Origin of the sequence: Bacillus sp. FSL R9-9492 (assembly GCF_038007365.1) — a bacterium.
GTDB lineage: Bacteria > Bacillota > Bacilli > Bacillales > Bacillaceae_G > Bacillus_A > Bacillus_A mycoides.
In genome coordinates, this window is the sequence record NZ_JBBOXC010000001.1 from 4,516,097 (window position 1) to 4,535,575 (window position 19,479).

General features: G+C 37.2%; 18 protein-coding genes and 2 other annotated features. All 18 genes read right to left on the reverse strand.

Annotation, left to right across the window (positions count from 1 at the left end):
- The 18 genes from rplU to hemB all read right to left on the reverse strand — a co-directional run bounded on the left by rplU (nucleotide 1) and on the right by hemB (nucleotide 19,375).
- Nucleotides 1-309, reverse strand: a complete 309-nt coding sequence (gene rplU, locus MKY70_RS23170; RefSeq protein WP_000270907.1) for a 50S ribosomal protein L21 — start codon at nucleotides 307-309, stop codon at nucleotides 1-3.
- A 14-nt stretch (nucleotides 310-323) separates the two neighbouring features.
- Nucleotides 324-402 (reverse strand) — a sequence feature (ribosomal protein L21 leader region).
- A 77-nt stretch (nucleotides 403-479) separates the two neighbouring features.
- Nucleotides 480-1,889 (reverse strand): Rne/Rng family ribonuclease, encoded by a 1,410-nt coding sequence (locus tag MKY70_RS23175; RefSeq protein WP_002034148.1) that lies wholly within the window; start codon nucleotides 1,887-1,889, stop codon nucleotides 480-482.
- A 42-nt stretch (nucleotides 1,890-1,931) separates the two neighbouring features.
- Nucleotides 1,932-2,792 (reverse strand): M50 family metallopeptidase, encoded by an 861-nt coding sequence (locus tag MKY70_RS23180; RefSeq protein ID WP_002088816.1) that lies wholly within the window; start codon nucleotides 2,790-2,792, stop codon nucleotides 1,932-1,934.
- Entirely contained in the window at nucleotides 2,785-3,531 is a 747-nt protein-coding gene (locus MKY70_RS23185) for a M23 family metallopeptidase (protein WP_088034156.1), read from the reverse strand. The genes MKY70_RS23180 and MKY70_RS23185 overlap by 8 nt, the downstream gene beginning before the upstream one ends.
- Nucleotides 3,532-3,664: 133 nt before the next feature.
- A complete protein-coding gene (gene minD, locus MKY70_RS23190; RefSeq protein WP_000503308.1) occupies nucleotides 3,665-4,462 on the reverse strand; it encodes a septum site-determining protein MinD in 798 nt (265 codons plus the stop codon).
- 2 nt (nucleotides 4,463-4,464) lie between these two features.
- On the reverse strand, nucleotides 4,465-5,151 hold the full coding sequence (minC, locus tag MKY70_RS23195) for a septum site-determining protein MinC (RefSeq protein WP_002015372.1): 687 nt from the start codon (nucleotides 5,149-5,151) through the stop codon (nucleotides 4,465-4,467).
- A gap of 35 nt (nucleotides 5,152-5,186) precedes the next feature.
- Nucleotides 5,187-5,732 (reverse strand): rod shape-determining protein MreD, encoded by a 546-nt coding sequence (mreD, locus tag MKY70_RS23200; protein ID WP_002015371.1) that lies wholly within the window; start codon nucleotides 5,730-5,732, stop codon nucleotides 5,187-5,189.
- A 14-nt stretch (nucleotides 5,733-5,746) separates the two neighbouring features.
- Nucleotides 5,747-6,598 (reverse strand): rod shape-determining protein MreC, encoded by an 852-nt coding sequence (gene mreC / locus MKY70_RS23205; RefSeq protein ID WP_002129256.1) that lies wholly within the window; start codon nucleotides 6,596-6,598, stop codon nucleotides 5,747-5,749.
- A 41-nt stretch (nucleotides 6,599-6,639) separates the two neighbouring features.
- Nucleotides 6,640-7,659 (reverse strand): cell shape-determining protein MreB, encoded by a 1,020-nt coding sequence (gene mreB / locus MKY70_RS23210; RefSeq protein WP_002015369.1) that lies wholly within the window; start codon nucleotides 7,657-7,659, stop codon nucleotides 6,640-6,642.
- A gap of 158 nt (nucleotides 7,660-7,817) precedes the next feature.
- Nucleotides 7,818-8,495 carry a DNA repair protein RadC gene (gene radC, locus MKY70_RS23215; RefSeq protein ID WP_002015368.1) on the reverse strand — a complete coding sequence of 226 codons (678 nt, stop codon included), beginning with the start codon at nucleotides 8,493-8,495 and terminating at the stop codon, nucleotides 7,818-7,820.
- Nucleotides 8,496-8,545: 50 nt separating this feature from the next.
- On the reverse strand, nucleotides 8,546-9,121 hold the full coding sequence (locus MKY70_RS23220) for a Maf family protein (RefSeq protein ID WP_044442394.1): 576 nt from the start codon (nucleotides 9,119-9,121) through the stop codon (nucleotides 8,546-8,548).
- A 217-nt stretch (nucleotides 9,122-9,338) separates the two neighbouring features.
- Complete coding sequence (locus tag MKY70_RS23225) at nucleotides 9,339-10,301, reverse strand: stage II sporulation protein B (RefSeq protein ID WP_088034154.1); 963 nt, start codon at nucleotides 10,299-10,301, stop codon at nucleotides 9,339-9,341.
- A gap of 164 nt (nucleotides 10,302-10,465) precedes the next feature.
- The gene (locus MKY70_RS23230; RefSeq protein ID WP_088034152.1) at nucleotides 10,466-11,767 is read right to left on the reverse strand and encodes a bifunctional folylpolyglutamate synthase/dihydrofolate synthase; all 1,302 of its coding nucleotides are present in this window, start codon (nucleotides 11,765-11,767) and stop codon (nucleotides 10,466-10,468) included.
- 94 nt (nucleotides 11,768-11,861) lie between these two features.
- The gene (locus MKY70_RS23235) at nucleotides 11,862-14,507 is read right to left on the reverse strand and encodes a valine--tRNA ligase (protein ID WP_002129263.1); all 2,646 of its coding nucleotides are present in this window, start codon (nucleotides 14,505-14,507) and stop codon (nucleotides 11,862-11,864) included.
- 38 nt (nucleotides 14,508-14,545) lie between these two features.
- Nucleotides 14,546-14,777 (reverse strand) — a binding site (T-box leader).
- Between the two features lie 134 nt (nucleotides 14,778-14,911).
- A complete protein-coding gene (gene ysxE, locus MKY70_RS23240; protein WP_012261764.1) occupies nucleotides 14,912-15,937 on the reverse strand; it encodes a spore coat protein YsxE in 1,026 nt (341 codons plus the stop codon).
- 72 nt (nucleotides 15,938-16,009) lie between these two features.
- Nucleotides 16,010-17,017, reverse strand: coding sequence for a stage VI sporulation protein D (gene spoVID, locus MKY70_RS23245; RefSeq protein WP_176280943.1), 1,008 nt, complete (start codon nucleotides 17,015-17,017; stop codon nucleotides 16,010-16,012).
- A 79-nt stretch (nucleotides 17,018-17,096) separates the two neighbouring features.
- Nucleotides 17,097-18,386, reverse strand: coding sequence for a glutamate-1-semialdehyde 2,1-aminomutase (gene hemL, locus MKY70_RS23250; RefSeq protein WP_088293440.1), 1,290 nt, complete (start codon nucleotides 18,384-18,386; stop codon nucleotides 17,097-17,099).
- Nucleotides 18,386-19,375: a porphobilinogen synthase gene (gene hemB, locus MKY70_RS23255; RefSeq protein ID WP_002015358.1), complete on the reverse strand. Its 990-nt coding sequence runs from the start codon at nucleotides 19,373-19,375 to the stop codon at nucleotides 18,386-18,388. The genes hemL and hemB overlap by 1 nt, the downstream gene beginning before the upstream one ends.
- Nucleotides 19,376-19,479: the final 104 nt, after the last annotated feature.

Below are 19,479 nucleotides of genomic sequence, written 5' to 3' on the forward strand. Positions count from 1 at the left end.
TTAAGCGTTGATAGCTTCAACTACTAGCTTAGTGTAAGGTTGACGATGACCTTGTTTCTTACGATTGTTCTTTTTCGCTTTGTATTTGAAAACGATGATTTTCTTAGCGCGACCTTGTTTTTCAACTTTCGCAGTAACTGTTGCACCCTCTACAACTGGGCTACCAACTTTCACGTTTTCGCCACCAACGAAAAGAACTTTGTCAAAAGTAACAGTTTCACCAGCTTCAACATCTAATTTTTCAATGTAGATTGCTTGACCAGCTTCAACTTTAATTTGTTTTCCACCTGTTTCGATAATTGCGTACATACTTGCACCTCCTCTTAATTACTAAGACTCGCCAAAAACGAGGTAGACATAAAATGTCTTTAGGGAACCTGTCTTGTGCGGTTGTAGCATATAGCAGTTTAGGTGCTATAAACTATAACATAAAAATATTACCATGACTCATTGACTATTGTCAATGAATGTTCTGCTAACTATTTTTTCCGTTCTACAATTTCTTTCTTACTTCCAAAACGGATAATAGCGTACTTTTCGATAATATCATCTTTGAAATAAATTTCAAATGGAATATTTTTTTGTAATTCTTTTTGTGAAAAATGTTTTTGTACTTTTTTTGAAGCACCAATCAATACAGCTTCATCCTCTATATTACCATAAGTAATAAGCTCTCTCTCTAGCTCATACGCAATTGTTTCATTAGATATAACGTAACCTGTCGCTTTACAAGGCGCACACTCTTCTAATAATACGTCACGTAACGAATGTTTCTTGCGCTTACGCGTCATCTCTAAAATACCTAACTCTGTAAACCCAAGCACTCTTGTATATGTGCGATCATCTTGTAAAGCTATCATTAAACGCTCTCTTACCTTCTCTTTATCTTCCCGTCTTTTCATATTAATAAAATCAATTAATATCATCCCGCCAATATCACGAAGTCTTAATTGACGAGCAATCTCTTCAGCAGCCATTTCATTTGTGCGAAATACGGTATCTTGTAAATTTTGTTTTCCAGTAAATTTACCTGTATTCACATCAATTACAGTCATCGTCTCCATTTGTTCTACAATTAGATAGGCACCATTTGGTAGCCACACAATTTTTTGAAGTGCTTTCTCGATTTCACGATCTATTCCAAAATGGTTAAACATCGAAGATTTTTCATTATAAAAGGATACTCTTTCTTTCCCTACTTTTTCTTCTAATTCTTTTACTATACTTCTCGTATCTACAACTATTTTTTCAATTGTTTCAATTGGGTTCTCCTGAAATACACGATCTAAAAACGTCGCTGGTTGATGAAGTAGTAAGGGCGCCTTCCCTTGATCTTCTTTTCTTTTTAACTCTTCATATAACTGCTGCAACCCTTGCATTTCAGCTTGTATTTCATCGATCGTTCCTTTTTCAGAAGCAGAACGGAAAATGTATCCACCTGTTCCTTCTACTTCAATTCCCAGTAACTGTTGTCTTCTTTTATTATTTTTTATTTTCCGAGAAACAGCGCGCATTTCATCATAGGGCATGTAAACGACATATTTTCCGGTAAATTCTATCTTCGCCGTTAATTTTGGCCCCTTCGTATCAATTGCCTCTTTCACAACTTGTACAAGTATCGCCTGTCCTTCATGTATGCGATATGAAGATGGTACATCATCAAATGAAAGATATGCATGTTTTTCTAATCCGATATTTACAAAGGCTGCGTTCATTCCAGCAATTGTTCTTACGATACGCCCAACATAAATATGTCCGACAATCTCCTGCTCTTCATTCCGTTTCCATAAAAGCTCTACAATTTTTTGTTTCTCTTCTATCGCAACACGCTTTTCCGAACCAGTGTAGTTAATATATAACGTCTTCAAAATTCTTTCCTCACTTTTCATTTCTTTTCATTACAATATAAAAGGTTAGTGTCGTCGTCAACACTAACCAATTAATTCTTCAACAGATGAGGTTGTTCGTTTTTCAGCAAAATACGCATACAACAATTCATTTTCGTCCAATGTGTAATGCTCTTTATATTTTCCATGGACGATAATAGAGTGTTTATATCCTCTGCGAAATTTTGTGAAAATCGTATATAAATGATCTTCCGTTTTCACCTCAATAGGTGCTATTTTTTCAATATCTCTTTTATTCCCATAATAACGCTCTAATAAAAAACGCATAAATGCGTACCGTCTTTGTTTCCATTCTTGATATAAAGAAATCGCTAGAAAAACGAGTAATACCCACATCATAATGTTATTACTATTCCAAAGTAACTGCCATCCTAATATTACACTAAAAAAAACACATGACAATTTCATCATCTTTTCATGTGCTTGTAAATAGGGAAAACGATATGATAATACATTAAATAATACTTTTCCACCATCAAGTGGCCAAATAGGCAATAAATTAAACCCTAAAATAATGACATTATTCCATACAAAGAAATGGTACAAATCGTCAGTTACCCAGCCCGCTTTATACAAAATGTAAGCGACTGCAATCATCCATATATGCTGAATTGGCCCCGCCATAACGACAATTAATTCTTCTTTTAACGATTTGTTCCCATGTTCTTCCATCTCAACTACACCACCAAACGGCAAAAGCTGAATTTGTTTAATACGCCAATTATAATACGCTGCGGCAAAAGCATGCCCAAGTTCATGAACTAAAACGATACAAAATAGTAATAGTAACTCTTTAAAACGTGCTGTAAAAATACCAATGACAATAATAACCCAAAACAACGGATGCACAGAAATTTTCGTGAAAACATCCCTATATTTAATCAAATGAAATCACCTGAATTGGATCAATAAATTTTTCATTCTTTTTTATTGCAAAATAAAATTTGCCATTTTTATTATTTTCATCATTACTCACTATTCCAATTTTTTGTTTCTTTGAAACGTAATCATATAATTTTACTGACATATCATTTAAATTTGCATACCATGACTCCGTACCATCAGCGTGCTGAATTTGAACTGTATTTCCAAGTTCCTCTTTCTTGCCCGCAAAAACAACTATACCTTCATTTACTGACTCCACCGTTGCATTTATAGCCGTTTGAACAAATACACCCTGGCCGTTTTTTTGAAATCCTTGCATCACCTTTCCAGAGGCAGGAATCGCATAATCCTTTTGCTGAATAGCCTCTTCTTTTTTCTCATTTGGAGAAAAGAACACGAGAGGTTTTCCAAACTGATTTTCATACCATTTTGATATAGTAGCAAATTGAAATTCTTCTTGCATAACTTTTTCTGTAACAGCTCTAGTACCATCAAAAGAAGAAGGTGCGTTCTTAAATAAAATAGCAACCGAAAGAACTAATATTGCTGATAGCAAAACTTTGAAGAGAAAAACTTCTTTTCGAAATAGAGGATGAATTTCCTTCTCCCCCTCTTCAATAAAGACCGTTTCGCTATCAAAATCTCCTCCCGCAAAATACTGCTCTTCTTCTAGCAATTCTTGCTCTGCTTTCCTTTTCGCAATCCGCTTTTTAATTTCTTCCACACGTCTATTCTTCATACTGTCTCCTTTCTTTCGTTAGCCTTATTCAAATAGAAACAGTTATATACAGTTTGTACATATGTATGAGTTATAGAAGGAAGATATTCATGCGAAGAAAAAAGAAAGCACTCCGCATTTATGCGAAGTGCTTTTAACGGATTCCAAAGAAATTTTTCATCTTTGTAAATACCGATACTTTTTCTTGTTCAAATGCTTGTAATGGTACATTCTCACCTAACAAGCGTCTTGCAATATTACGATAAGCTATTGCTGCTTTCCCACTAGGTTGCAGTGCTACAGGTTCACCTGTATTCGTAGCACGAATAACTTCATCATCATCCTCGACAACTCCAAGAAGCTCGATTGACAGTGTACGTACGATTTCATCAACGTCTAACATATCCTGTTCATGAAGCATATGACTACGCACACGGTTAATGACAAGTTTCGGTGGTTCAATATCCTCTTTCTCTAAAAGCCCGATAATACGATCCGCATCACGCATTGAGGATACTTCTGGTGTTGTTACAACGATTGCTTTATCCGCACCTGCTACTGCATTTTTAAACCCCTGCTCAATCCCCGCAGGACAATCAATTAATATGTAATCATAATCTTGACGTAATACTTGTATTAATTCATCCATTTGTTCAGGTGTTACCGCCGATTTATCGCTCGTTTGTGCTGCAGGTAATAAATAAAGATCATCAAAACGCTTATCTTTAATAAGAGCCTGAGGTAAACGACAACGCCCTTCAACGACATCAACAAGATCAAATACAATACGATTTTCTAGCCCCATTACTACGTCTAAATTGCGTAAACCGATATCTGTATCAATTAAACACACTTTTTTTCCAGATAACGCAAGGGCTGTACCAATGTTCGCAGACGTTGTAGTTTTACCTACTCCGCCTTTTCCAGATGTAATTACTATTGCCTCTCCCACAGCTATACAATTCCCCTTTCTAACTTTGTTAAATTAGGTCTAAGATGAGTGAGAAGTTGCAGGCGATCGACAACAATGTGATTATTCTCATTAATGTACGCACATTCTGCCGCCTCTGCTCCGTCTTCTTTCTCTTCCGGAGCCCGCATTGTCACATCACTAATTCGGAGTTGCATAGGGTTCATAATAGATGCAGCAATAACAGCTTCTGAATCTCCATCATACCCTGCATGTGCAATTCCTCTTAATGATCCCAAGACAAAAATATTCCCCCCAGCGATAACCGTTCCGCCTGGATTAACATCTCCAATTAATAATAAATTGCCTTTTACATGTAACACTTGTCCAGAGCGAACAATTTTGGAAATAGGGACAATTTCTGTTTCTTCTTTCCAAGCTATTGCTTCTGCTTTTGTTATAACATCACTTTCGATTGATTCTACAACAAGGTTCTTCTTATTGCGAATTAACGTACGAATCTCTTCTTGTTGTACTTCTGTTAAATAGCGATTTCCTACTTTAACACGCACTTCAATTAAAGAACGTCCGTCACTCTCATAGTAATGTGTAGAAAGCTTTTCATCCAATTCTTTTAGTAGCTCAGAGAATGAACAGCAATCATCTAAATGAAGTGTTATTCCATCTTTTGTCCCTTTTATCGTTACATTTTGTTGCTTTTTTTCTTCCACTAAAGTTCACCCCACCGATTCAATTCGACATAAAATTAGAAAATCCTTTTTTCTTTTTCTTCTATCGCTTTTGAAAGACGCACTAAATATCGTCTCAGTGGGAAACAAACTATTAATAAGAAAATTCCATTTAGCAATAAAGTAGCAAGGAGACGATCTGTGAAAAAGACAGATGCTGACATGTGAGTACGTCCTAACAAAGTTAAAAACCCATACACATAATACTCTAATGCTGCAATGCCAGCCAGTACGATAGAAGCGACAATAAATAAATTCAATTGTAATACTTTCATCACACTATAAACTAAATAAGCTAAAATCGGATAAGCAAATATATATATACCGACAAGTTCCGTGTATACGGTATCAAATAAGAAACCAAATAATAGTCCGTAGTAAATCCCTTGAACCGGACTATAGTACACTGTAATAAAACATAACACAATTATAAAGAAATGCGGTGCTGCTATACTGCCTTTCCAAAAGACGTCTGTTGGAACAACAGTAGAGAACATATTTTCAAATAAAAAAACAAAAAGGAGCAAAAGAGGAAGAGCTGCTCTTTTTAAAATCGTCATCATCTCTTCTCTCCCTCCTATTCTAACGGCGCTGTAGGCATATCACGTTTTGCAACTATAATATGCTCTACATCATTCAAATCAGCGGATGGTTTTACATAAGCCGTTTTTGTTAAACCGTATGGATCTGGCTGAACATCAACAATTTTCCCAATCGCAAGACCTTTAGGGAAGATATCACCAAGTCCAGATGTTACAACTAGTTGATCTTTTTGTACCTCTGCATCAGAGCTAATCTTTGTGAAAAGAAGTAGTTGTTTTTCTTTATCGTAACCTTCAATTAATCCAAAGATATTTTCTTGTCCTTGTACAATAGCAGAAACACGGTTTGTTCGGCTCATCGAACTTAACAACTCTACTGACGATGTAAACTGAGATACACTTTTTACGCGTCCAACTAAACCTTTCGGAGTTACAACAGCCATATCTTTTTTGATCCCTTGCTGTGCTCCTTTATCAATTCCAACTAAATCGTACCATTTATCGGGATTACGAGAAACCACACTAGCTTGTACTTCCGTATAATCACCACGGGACTTTTCTTTACCAGTTAATTCTCGTAGTTTTTTATTCTCATCGTCTAAATTTTTCACTACTGCAGATAAATCTGCGGTAGAATCTAATTTTGCTTTCAGCTTTTTATTCTCTTCATACGTGCGCTTTACATCTTCTACATTCTCGAAGAATCCGGCAACATAATTCGCTGGCTTTTGGAATACACGTTCTACAACACCGACAGTATCTTTTATAAACTGCTCTGGCCATGATAAACTGTTCCGTTCTTTCAATGAGATTCCAATCAATGCCACGAGAAGAATAATACTAACTAACAAAACAATTAATCTTTTGTTTAAGAAAAACTGTGGCACGTTCACACCCTCTTAATTTCATTGATTTTTATTTTGCAATATTATCGAGCAGCAGTTTTGAAAAGATCGATATTGTCTAATGCTTTACCCGTTCCAATTGCTACGCAATCTAATGGATCCTCTGCAACAAGAACTGGCATATTTGTTTCTTCACTAATAACTTTATCTAAGTTACGTAGTAACGCCCCACCACCTGTTAATACGATACCGCGGTCCATAATATCCGCTGCTAATTCAGGTGGAGTTTTTTCTAACGTATTTTTAACTGATTCTACAATTGCATCTACTGTATCTTTTAATGCATCTGCAATTTCTTCTGGTTGAATTAGTACTGTTTTCGGTAAACCACTTACTAAATCACGACCGCGAATTTCCATAGGCTCAATACCTTCTGGCTCGCCTGCAGAACCGATTTCTAATTTTAGTGCTTCTGCTGTTCTTTCACCAATCATTAAGTTGTAGCTTTTCTTAATGTACTGAATGATTGAATCATCCATATCATCACCAGCAACACGAACTGATTGACTTGTTACAATACCACCTAAAGAAATAATTGCAACTTCTGTTGTACCACCACCGATATCAACAACCATACTACCAGTCGGCTCCCAAACAGGTAAGTTTGCACCAATTGCTGCTGCAAATGGCTCTTCGATTGGATAAGCATCACGAGCGCCAGCTTGACGAGTCGCATCGATTACTGCACGTCTTTCTACAGCTGTAATACCAGATGGTACACATACCATTACATATGGTTTACGTGAGAAGAATCCATTTGATTTTTGAGCTTGTTGAATGTAGTATTTCATCATAATTGCTGTTGTTTCGTAATCAGCAATTACACCATCTTTCATAGGACGAAGTGCCACTACGTTTCCTGGTGTACGACCAATCATTTGTTTTGCATCGCTACCTACCGCAACGATTTGTTTCGTATCAGTTTGTAATGCTACTACTGAAGGTTCACGTAAAACTACACCTTTCCCTTTCACATATACAAGCGTATTCGCTGTTCCTAAGTCTATTCCAAGATCGCGAGTAAATCCACCAAATCCAAACATATCATTTATCTTCCCTTCTTATTTTCACGGACTCATTTTTCTTACTTTATATTTATAAAAACAGTACGTTTTTTTATATCTGCATCCTTTTTGTAGATAATTTTCTACAAAAAACTCATAAATCACATTATAAAACAAAATAAGTAAAAAGAATAGTCTTAAATATGACCTTTTTCCTTTAAACTCACGAATTTATGGTCACCTATTATGATATGATCAAGTACTTCAATTCCGATAATTCGACCACATTCTACTAATCGTTTTGTAACTTCAATATCTTCACGGCTCGGCGCCGGATCTCCTGAGGGATGGTTATGAAGACATATAATAGAGGCTGCTGCCCGACGGAATGCTTCTTTAAAAACTTCCCTTGGGTGCACAATCGACGTATTTAAACTTCCAATAAAAATAGTTTGCCTATGTATAACTTGATTTTTCGTATTCAAATATAAACAAACAAAATGCTCCTGTTGCAAAAAACGCATCTCTTCCATCATATAACTCGCACAATCTTCTGGACTTCGAATACTATATCTATTTTGATATTCTAAACGTACCATTCTTCTACCTAATTCAAAAGCAGCCATAAGCTGCGACGCCTTTGCAATCCCAACACCATGAATGCTCATCATCTCTTCTAACGTTGCATCCTTTAACATTCGTAAGCCGTCAAAATGATGTAGAATATTATCTGATAACGTTAACACCGTTTCTTCTTTAGAACCCGTTCTGAGTAAAACTGCAAGAAGTTCTCGATTCGATAAACTTCCTGCTCCTTCTAACAATAAACGCTCCCGTGGCTGCTCTTCTCTCACAACATCACGAATACCGTTCATCTCTCCACCCCTTTTTTTACGATTTCTCCTAAAGAAAACCCCATGCAATTTTACACATGGGTTACATCGCTATCAAACTGTTTTAATTCACGGACAAGACGCGCAATTGGCAAGCCAACTACACTGTAGTAGTCCCCTTGAATATGTTGAACAAAAATAGACCCTTTACCTTGAATTCCATAGCTTCCTGCCTTATCAAGTGGTTCCTTCGATGCAACGTATACGTCTATTTCTTCTTCTGTTAATCCCCAAAATGTTACTTCTGTACGTTCATAAAAAGTTACCGTTTTTTCTTTCGATATAATTGCAACACCTGTGTATACTTCGTGTGTTTTCCCTGATAATAATTGTAGCATTTCTTTCGCCTCAGCCTCATTAGACGGCTTTCCAAGAATACGTGAATCATATGTAACAATTGTATCTGCACCTAATACAACGTGATCACTATGATTTTCTGCCACAGCAGATGCTTTTTGCAAAGCAAGCGACATAACAATATCAGAAGGTGATGAATATGCACCAATCGTCTCTTCTACTTCACTAACAACGATTTCAAATGGCACATCAGCTAATTCAAGCAGTTCCTTCCTCCTAGGTGATCCTGAAGCTAAAATAATTTTCCTCATATTTTCTCCTTCCCTTCTCGCATGAAGCAGAATAATTCAAATCAATCGTATCAAAGGAATAGTTTCCCCACAAATTCTAGAAATATCATTTTCTCTAAACAAAATAATAGTTCTTTTTAAATACGATTATATTCTGCCCATACAGAAAGCACTTTGCTCTAAATTCAAAAGAAAAGAAAGAAGTATATGTACTTCTTTCCCCTTCATCATTATCTTATTATTTTACTTTTTGTGAAACCATTTTTTCGTACGAAAGTAATCCATCAATAATAACTTGATTTAATTTAGCTATAGATTCCTTATCGCTCTTCCCTTCCTTAATCGTTTGCACCGCTATTGACGTATACGTATAAAGCTTCTTTGCATCTTCACGCTTCATACTCTTCCCTTCCTTTTCCATAGCTTTCCACTCTTTTTGAATCGCTTCTATATCTTTTGGATTACTTTTTCCACTAGTTTGTACGCTGGACACATATTTTGCTAAATGAGTATATAATGGCTGCACTTTCGCTAAAAACATTCCTACTTCTTTATCATTTTTGAGCAATGCTTTATCTGTAATATCCCAATTTTTTTTCAAAACTGAAACACCATCTTGCTTATACTGATCTATTAATTGATTAACAGCCTGTTCATCGCTCGTAATAGCAACAACTAACGCATACTTATCACCACTCGGTTTCAAAGTAGCCACGCCCCCATTACTTTTCCACTCTTCAATAGCAGCCTGTCCTTTTTCTTCAGAGGAATAAAGCCCTCCTTGAACGAAAAATAGTTTCATTGGTTCTAATGACGTTCCTACCTGTGCTTTTGGTTTTTCCTCTTTCGGTGTTGGTGTTTGCTCTGCCGTTCCACCCACCTTTTGTTCCTCATTACCTGTCTGCTTCGAAGCCGTTACCTTACCTTCTCCTGTCGTCCCTTGTCCAGTTAATAAATGAATCATACCCATCCCAAATGCAGTACCGATAATTATTGCAGTTGCAACGATTGCGATTATTGTATTGCTCCACTTCTTTCGATATTTTTCCATAGATACTGATTTCGCTTTTTGAAACGGAACGACATTTTTCGGTCTCTCACTTTCTGCTATCATCCAGTCAAACTCATCCTTCTTTTTTTCCTCATACTTCGCTTCTGTTCCATTTACTTTCACCGAGATCGTTCGTGATTGCTTGTCCATACACTCACACCTCACCTCTTGTCATTGTCCGCATCATATCATATTCATTCCACAAAAAAACGAGATATTTGTCAGAGGAATTCGTCAAATAACCCTATATTATTATCTTATATGTATGCATTTGACTTCATTTGTAGAACAAAAAACTAGATAGCAAAGACTATCTAGTTTTTCTCGCGAATATATTTTCTAACTTCGGAAATGAAATACAAAGAACCTGTTATGATAAAAACATCATGTTCTCCTATCATGTCAACCTTTGTATCAATTGCCTCTTTCCAATCTTCAAAAACTAATTTTGACTCTTGTTGCGAATACGATGCAAGCTTGTCAGCAGAAATGGCACGATCAAAGGCAAACGTCGTAAATATTATTTCATCAGCAACTTTTTCTAATTGCCCTACCATGTTATGTAACTGTTTGTCACCAAGAGCAGTAAATAAAACTATTACATTCTTCTTTTTATAATGTGCCTCTACTGTTTTTACAAGACTTTCAATACCTTCTGGATTATGAGCACCATCTATTATAATATCTGGATTACTTTGTAACTTTTCAAATCGACCAATCCAGTAGGCTTCTTGTAAGCCAGCTTTCATCTCCTCTTCATTAATTAAAAATGATAAATATGTTTTTAAATACATTACTGCCATAAGCGCTAGCGCTGCATTGCCTACTTGATGAATACCTTTCATTGAAATTCGAACATTTTCAAACGAGACAAATGGACAATCAAAATCAAAATGTTCCCCATCTTCATTAGAATATTTATGTAATGTTGTAAACTGTTTTCCAAGTTCATATAAGCTTGCATGGTTTTCCTTAGCAACCTTTTGAATTACTTGCAATGCTTCTTCATTTTTCACACCAGTAATAACTGGAACACCAGACTTAATAATCCCTGCCTTTTCATATGCAATTTCTCCTAGTGTATTGCCTAAAATATGCATATGATCGTGGCCGATATTCGTAATAATCGTGAGAACCGGATGAATAACATTTGTAGAATCAAATCTTCCCCCAAGCCCCGTTTCAAATAAAACAACATCACAGAAATTAACTTTACCGAAATAACAAATTGCCATTACTGTAATAATTTCAAACTCAGTCGCTTCTCCTAAGTCCGTCTCATCTAATTTTTCAACGACTGGCTTTACCATATTTACAAGTTCCGCAATCTCTTCATCTGCAATCGGTATTCCGTTTACACTAATACGTTCATTGAATGTTTCTATGTAAGGCGATGTAAACGTTCCTACTTTATATTTCGCGCCTTCTAACATGTAGCGCATATATGTTAAAGTTGAACCTTTTCCATTTGTGCCGGCAAGATGAACACATTTTATATGACGCTCTGGATTTCCGAGTTCTTCTAACATCCATTGCATTCTTTCTAGCCCTGGTTTTATCCCAAATTTCAATCGGCTATGAATCCAGTTTATCGCTTCTTCGTATGTATGTATCACGTTTGCTATTCCCCTTTCAAAAGACAAACTTCTTAATTCTATTATACGCAAAGAAAAGAGACTCACCAATATAGTGAGTCTCTGAAAAACATTTTTATTTCTCAAGATCAGCTAGACGTTGGCGAACCGCTTCGCGTTTTTCTAGATAATCTTGCTCTTTCGCACGCTCTCCGTCAATAACTTCTGCAGGAGCTTTCGCTACGAATCCTTGGTTTGAAAGTTTCTTCTGTACACGTTCTACTTCTTTATCGAACTTCTCAAGTTCTTTTTCAAGACGCGCTTTCTCTTCATCAAGATTGATAAGATCAGCTAACGGTAAGAATAACTCTGCACCTGATACGATTGCAGTCATCGCTTTTTCTGGCGCTTGTAAATCAATCTTAATTGTTAGTTCACTTGGGTTACAGAAACGCTCAATGTAAGAACTGTTTTTCGTAAGCTGAGCTAGTACTACCTCATCTTTTGCTTTAATTTGCATTTGAACTTTTTTGCTCATTGGCGTATTTACTTCCGCACGGATGTTACGAACAGAGCGAATGATATCAACTAGAAGGTGCATTTCTGCTGCCGCTTCTTTATCTTGTAAATCTTCGCGAACTGTTGGCCATGCTGCTACTGTAATAGACTCGCCTTCATGCGGTAAATGTTGCCAAATTTTCTCTGTTACGAACGGCATGAATGGATGTAATAGACGCATCGTTTGGTCTAATACGTAAGCTAAAATCGAACGAGTTGTTTTCTTAGCTGCTTCATCTTCACCGTATAGTGGAAGTTTCGCCATCTCAATGTACCAGTCACAGAAATCATCCCAAATGAAGTTGTATAATGAACGACCAGCTTCACCGAACTCATATTTATCCATGTTACGTGTTACACTTTCGATTGTTTCGTTTAAGCGAGTTAAAATCCACTTATCTGCAACTGATTTTTCACCAGTTAAATCGATTTCTTCATACTTCATGTCATCCATGTTCATTAATACGAAACGTGATGCGTTCCAAATTTTATTAATGAAGTTCCAAGTAGATTCTACTTTTTCCATGCTGAAACGTAAATCTTGACCTGGTGCACTTCCTGTTGATAAGAAGTAACGCATCGCATCTGCACCGTACTTCTCGATAACATCCATCGGATCAATACCGTTACCAAGAGATTTACTCATTTTACGTCCTTGCTCATCACGAACTAAACCGTGAATTAATACATCTTTAAATGGACGCTCTCCTGTAAACTCTAAACCTTGGAAAATCATACGAGATACCCAGAAGAAGATGATGTCATAACCAGTTACTAAAGCATCTGTTGAATAGAACTTTTTAAAGTCTGCTGCATCTTCATTCGGCCAGCCAAGTGTTGAGAATGGCCATAATGCTGAACTGAACCATGTATCAAGCACGTCATTATCTTGATTCCAGTTTTCAAGATCTGCTGGCGCTTCTGTACCTACGTATACTTCACCAGTTTCTTTATGATACCAAGCTGGAATGCGGTGTCCCCACCATAATTGACGAGAAATACACCAGTCATGAATGTTTTCCATCCAGCGTAAGTATGTGTTTTCAAAACGCTCTGGTACGAACGTTACTTTTTCTTCTTCTTTTTGTTGAAGTTCTACCGCTTTTTCTGCAAGTGGAGCCATTTTTACGAACCATTGTGTTGATAAATAAGGCTCAACAACTGCACCGCTACGCTCACTATGACCTACTGAGTGCATATGAGGCTCGATTTCTACTAATACGCCAGCTTCTTGTAAGTCTTTCACTAACTCTTTACGGCATTCGAAACGATCCATACCGTTATACTTACCAGCTTTTTCGTTCATCGTTCCATCTTCGTTCATTACTAAAATACGTGGTAAGTCATGACGGTTACCTACTTCAAAGTCATTCGGATCATGAGCTGGTGTAATTTTCACAACGCCTGTTCCGAAGTCTTTTTCTACGTATTCATCAGCAATAATCGGAATCTCTCGGCCTACGATTGGAAGTGTAACTGTTTTTCCGATTAAATGTTTGTAGCGATCATCTTCTGGATGAACTGCTACCGCTGTATCACCAAGCATTGTTTCTGGACGAGTAGTTGCAAGGCGAATGTGACCAGAACCGTCTGTTAACGGATAGTTCATATGGTAGAATGCACCTTGAACTTCTTTATGAATTACTTCAATATCAGAAAGAGCTGTGCGTGTTGCTGGATCCCAGTTGATGATATACTCACCGCGGTAAATTAAGTCTTTTTCATATAATTGAACGAATACTTTATTAACAGCGTTAGATAAACCTTCGTCTAATGTGAAGCGTTCACGAGAATAGTCTAGTCCTAAACCAACTTTCCCCCATTGTTGACGAATGTGAGAAGCGTATTCTTCTTTCCATTCCCAAGCTTTTTCAAGGAATTTCTCACGACCAAGATCGTAACGTGAAATACCTTCTTCACGAAGTTTTCCTTCTACTTTCGCTTGCGTTGCGATACCAGCATGGTCCATTCCTGGAAGCCATAATACATCGTAACCTTGCATACGCTTTGTACGAGTTAAAATATCTTGAAGCGTCGTATCCCAAGCGTGACCTAAGTGTAACTTACCAGTTACGTTCGGAGGTGGAATTACAATTGTATATGGTTGTTTCTTCTCATCTCCTGTTGCTTCGAAATATTTGCCTTCAAGCCACCACTTGTAAAGGCCTTCTTCAACGGACATATGATCATATTTAGTTGGTAAATTATTTTCCGTATTTGACATTATTTTCCCTCCTTAAAATAAAAAATGCCCCTCATCCAAAAAAGGACGAGGGACATCGCGGTACCACCTTTATTTACAAACAAATTCAGAATTTGCTTATACTCTTAATTTGATAACGGACAAATCCGTCTTTTCCTAATAAGAATCATTCCGTTCAGAAAAGATGCTCCAGGGCTACCTTCTAACATAACTATCTAGAGAACCTCCCAGCCAATGGTTCCCCTCTCTGAAGACGTTTCATGTTATACTCTTCCCCTTCAATGCATTTATGTGATTGTTAATTATTATATACAATAGTGTAAAAAACGAAACCTTATTCGTCAAGATAAATTTGAAACTACGGCTTTTATCTCTTTATGAAACTAATAAAAAAAGATAAGCAGGGTTCTCCCTACTTATCTTCTTTATCCGTTCCCTTGCTGGGCAGCTTGTAATTGCGAAAGGAAATATTCTGTATTACTAATGAGCCAATGCGATTGCTGCAGAATTTTTACCCCGCGAAGCTCATTTTCTTCATTACGACTCTTTCTTCTTTTCGTATACGACTGAATTTGCCGAATAAAATGCGACGGGTACGTCATATATGCAAACATAAGAAGCTGCTCCTCTTTCGTAAATGGAAAATTTTTTTGATACATTTGATACCATTCAAAGCGGTCGCTCCGCGCAATTGGATATGTGTTCAAAGACCTTGAATAAAAGCTGACGATATCCTGTACCGGTGTAGCAAACTGAGACTTTTCTAAACTAATAAAATAACCGTTTCGTTCATAATCAAATAAAAAGTGATTAAGCGATACATTTCCATGAACGAAAGTAGTACGTGTTTTTTCCTTTTCTTTCATTGCATCATGCCATTCACTTAATTGTTTCGTTGCGAACTCACGTGCTCTCATAACGTGGTGATAATACGTACAATATTGTAATTCAAATGGAGACATATACCACTTCGCTTCTGATTCTACAAGAAACTCTTCTAATATCTCACCATCATTTTCCCAACGGCCGGATATATTTGTATAATGTTTTTCTAAATCTTCTTCTGTATAAGTCTCCTCTTTCACCGTTTTTTGATGCAACGTCCCGAGCGTTTGAAACATCTTATGGTATTGATCATTATCTTCGCCATTTCCTTCCGCACGTTCTAACCAAGGCATTAAATAATAGCTATATGCCCCATCACTTAAAACATAATTCCCGTCCGTCGTGTGATAGATAGGTACATAATTCGAAAAACCTTTCTCCTTCAAATATTGAATATGGTGTAAAAAATTATTCCGCTCTAATTTTCTATCTTGTATTTTCTTTAACGCATACGGACCTTGATTCGTATAAATTTTCATTACACTTCCGTGCTCTTCCATATGCTGAGTGTCCAATCTATATTGCCTCACAATGGGTTCATAGCGATTTCGTAATTCAATATCCATACGAATAACCCTTTCTTATTCAAAACATAGCTTCTAGGAAAAGAAAAGAGGTGAGTGAAAAAACTCACTCACTTATTTCACTGTTGCTTTTGAAACAGGAATATATATAATTTGCCCTGTAGTTAAATATATATCTTCTGATTGATTTATACGATATAAGCTTTGTACAGTCGTTTCATAACGTTCTGCAACCGATTCAATTGTATCTCCTTCTTGTACGAAGTACATTCTTACCTTCGTAAATTCTTCTTCTGGTTCTTTCGTAAATAATTTCGTTAAATAAAGTGCATTTTCATCTCGCTGTGAATATGCTTCTTCCTCTGGCTCTTCCTGCTTTTTCGCTTTTTCTTTCTTGAAATTTTTCCGCCCGAACAATTCAAATTGTGGCGTCTTTTCTTGCTCCTCTTCACGCTCCACAAGTTCATGTTCTTCTAATTCCTCTTCTTCTATTTCTTGCTCTTTTCTTTCTTCTAACTGAAACGGCTCAAATGCATAATCTTCCCATCCATCTGATTCTTTATAGGCTGGTACCTCTTCGTGCGGTGCAGGTCTACTTTCATCTTCTTCAGCTGAATCAGCTTCCAACTCGGCATACACCGTCTCTTCCTCTTCATCCTCGGTTCTTTCTTCGTCACATAAACCTGTAATAGATATATCCGCTAATAGTTGTAAGCAACCATTTTCCTTTAATTCATAATCAAATTCCTCGATTGATACATATAATTCTTCAATTACTTTCACTCGATTTCTTGGAATTGATATTTCGAGCGGAAAGGAATGGACAAGCTCATTAACCCCGTCTGCCCTTGTTTCTACATAATCAATTGCCTTTGCTGGTGATAGCTCTCTTAACGAATAAGCTGAATCATCTTGCCTTGCAACGTACTCTCCCGTTAAATCTAATTGCCCCCTCACGATAACTTCATGATCGAGCTCCTCTATCTCAACGTCTGGATCTAACGAAATTGACAAAAGTTCTTCGACTTCCTGTCCCTTCTGGAACCAAACAGATTCTTTTAATGAAAATCGTAATGAATGATCTGTTGCCACTTCTTTTCCCCCTCCCAAACTATATGTCATTACAGATTTATGTTCCCTAAGGCTACTTTATGAATAAAAAAAATCGCTCCCCTAATGGAAAGCGATTTTCTCTAAGAAATTATGCTTTTAATTTTGACATTGCAATTTCGGCCGCCGCAATTGTCGCCTCAATATCTGCATCACTATGTGCTGTCGATAAGAATAAACCTTCAAATTGAGAAGGTGGTAAAAATACACCTTGTTCTACCATTTCACGATAGTAAGCTGCAAAGAATTCTAAGTTTGAAGATTTTGCTGCATCATAATTAATAACGTGCTCATCTGTAAAGAAAATACCAATCATAGAACCTGCACGATTAATGTGATGCGGGATATTATGCTTTTCAGCTGCCTTACGTAGTCCAGCCTCTAACATTTCTGCTTTACGCTCAAATTCCACATATGATTCTGGCGTTAACTGCACTAATGTTTCATAACCTGCTGTCATTGCAAGTGGATTACCCGATAATGTTCCAGCTTGGTAAATCGGTCCGCTTGGTGCAACTTGACGCATAATCTCTGCCTTCCCACCGTATGCTCCTACCGGCAAGCCACCACCGATTACTTTACCTAAACAAGTTAAGTCAGGAGTTACACCGTAGTAACCTTGTCCACAATTATAAGCAACACGGAATCCTGTCATTACTTCATCAAAAATAAGTAGTGCACCGTTTTGCTCTGTCACTTCACGAAGTCCTTCTAAAAACCCTGGTTGCGGGGGAACAACGCCCATATTCCCTGCCACTGGTTCTACAATTATACAAGCGATGTCATCACCGAATTGTTCGAAAGCATATTTTACACTTTCTAAATCGTTATACGCTACTGTAATCGTATTTTTCGCTACACCTTCTGGTACACCAGGGCTATCTGGTAAACCTAGCGTTGCTACACCCGAACCTGCTTTAATCAATAAAGAATCACCATGACCGTGATAACAACCAATGAATTTTAAAATTTTGTTACGTCCAGTGTAACCACGAGCTAAACGTAGTGCACTCATTGTCGCCTCTGTTCCAGAGTTAACCATACGCACAATCTCAATTGATGGTACACGCTCGATAACAAGCTGCGCTAATTTATTTTCAATTTCTGTTGGTGCACCAAAGCTTGTTCCTTTTTCAGCAACAGCTTTTAAAGCCTCAACAACACGATCATTCGCATGACCATGAATTAAAGGTCCCCACGATAATACGTAATCGATGTATTCATTCCCATCGATATCATATACTTTAGAGCCTTTTCCGCGCTCCATAAACAGCGGATTCATACCAACAGACTTAAAAGCACGAACAGGGCTGTTTACGCCTCCAGGCATTAAATTTTGAGCCTCTTCAAACGCCGCAATCGACTTATCAAATTTTTTCATTATTTAGCGCCTCCTTCTTGTAACCATCTTGCTGCATCTTTTGCATGATACGTAATAATCAAGTCTGCTCCTGCGCGTTTCATGCTAATTAATTTCTCAAGTACAACTTCTTTTTCATTAATCCAACCATTTTGTGCTGCTGCTTTAATCATCGAATATTCACCACTTACGTTATAAGCAACGACTGGTAAGTTAAAGTTATTTTTCACATCACGAACGATATCTAGATAAGAAAGAGCTGGCTTTACAATTAAGAAGTCGGCCCCTTCCATTACATCTGATTCTGCTTCACGGAATGCTTCCATACGGTTCGCTGGGTCCATTTGATATGTTTTACGGTCACCAAACTGCGGTGCACCGTGTGCTGCATCACGGAACGGTCCGTAAAATGCTGATGAATATTTCACAGCGTACGACATAACTGGTACGTGCGCGAAACCATTTTCATCTAATGCATGGCGAATTGCTGTTACAAATCCGTCCATCATGTTAGATGGTGCAATAATGTCTGCCCCTGCTTTCGCTTGACTTACAGCTGTTTTTGCAAGAGCTGCAAGAGACTCATCATTTAAAATAACGCCATCTTCAATAACACCGCAATGACCATGGCTTGTGAATTGACATAAACATGTATCTGCAACTACTACTAGCTCTGGGAACTCATCTTTAATTTGCTTAATTGCACGCTGTACAATTCCATGCTCACAATATGCCGATGATCCAACTTCGTCCTTTTCAGCAGGTAAACCAAATACAATAACAGAACGAATACCTAAATCAACGACCTCTTGCATTTCAGCTTGCAATAAATCTAAAGACATTTGATATACGCCTGGCATAGAAGGAACTTCATTACGAGTATTTTCTCCTTCTAATACAAAAATAGGGTAAATAAAATCTTCTGTATGTAAAAATGTTTCACGTACAAGCGCACGCATGCCCCCGCTTTGTCTTAAACGACGATGACGATTAAATTGTAAAGAATTCATAGATTTCTATCCCCATTCTTTTATTTTATCCCGCATTAACGGGCAGTAAGACCCCCACCTCAAAATTCGGCTGGAGCAAAGAAGTTAGGTGGGAGATCAACTGC

Coding starts and splice junctions, on each gene's coding strand:
- MKY70_RS23225 (WP_088034154.1), bottom strand. CDS start 10,301: ATGGACAAGCAATCACGAACGATCTCGGTGAAAGTAAATGGAACAGAA.
- hemB (WP_002015358.1), bottom strand. CDS start 19,375: ATGAATTCTTTACAATTTAATCGTCATCGTCGTTTAAGACAAAGCGGG.
- MKY70_RS23185 (WP_088034156.1), bottom strand. CDS start 3,531: ATGAAGAATAGACGTGTGGAAGAAATTAAAAAGCGGATTGCGAAAAGG.
- rplU (WP_000270907.1), bottom strand. CDS start 309: ATGTACGCAATTATCGAAACAGGTGGAAAACAAATTAAAGTTGAAGCT.
- hemL (WP_088293440.1), bottom strand. CDS start 18,386: ATGAAAAAATTTGATAAGTCGATTGCGGCGTTTGAAGAGGCTCAAAAT.
- mreD (WP_002015371.1), bottom strand. CDS start 5,732: ATGATGACGATTTTAAAAAGAGCAGCTCTTCCTCTTTTGCTCCTTTTT.
- MKY70_RS23220 (WP_044442394.1), bottom strand. CDS start 9,121: ATGAGGAAAATTATTTTAGCTTCAGGATCACCTAGGAGGAAGGAACTG.
- ysxE (WP_012261764.1), bottom strand. CDS start 15,937: ATGGATATTGAATTACGAAATCGCTATGAACCCATTGTGAGGCAATAT.
- spoVID (WP_176280943.1), bottom strand. CDS start 17,017: ATGACATATAGTTTGGGAGGGGGAAAAGAAGTGGCAACAGATCATTCA.
- radC (WP_002015368.1), bottom strand. CDS start 8,495: ATGAACGGTATTCGTGATGTTGTGAGAGAAGAGCAGCCACGGGAGCGT.
- MKY70_RS23235 (WP_002129263.1), bottom strand. CDS start 14,507: ATGTCAAATACGGAAAATAATTTACCAACTAAATATGATCATATGTCC.
- mreB (WP_002015369.1), bottom strand. CDS start 7,659: ATGTTTGGATTTGGTGGATTTACTCGCGATCTTGGAATAGACTTAGGA.
- MKY70_RS23175 (WP_002034148.1), bottom strand. CDS start 1,889: ATGAAAAGTGAGGAAAGAATTTTGAAGACGTTATATATTAACTACACT.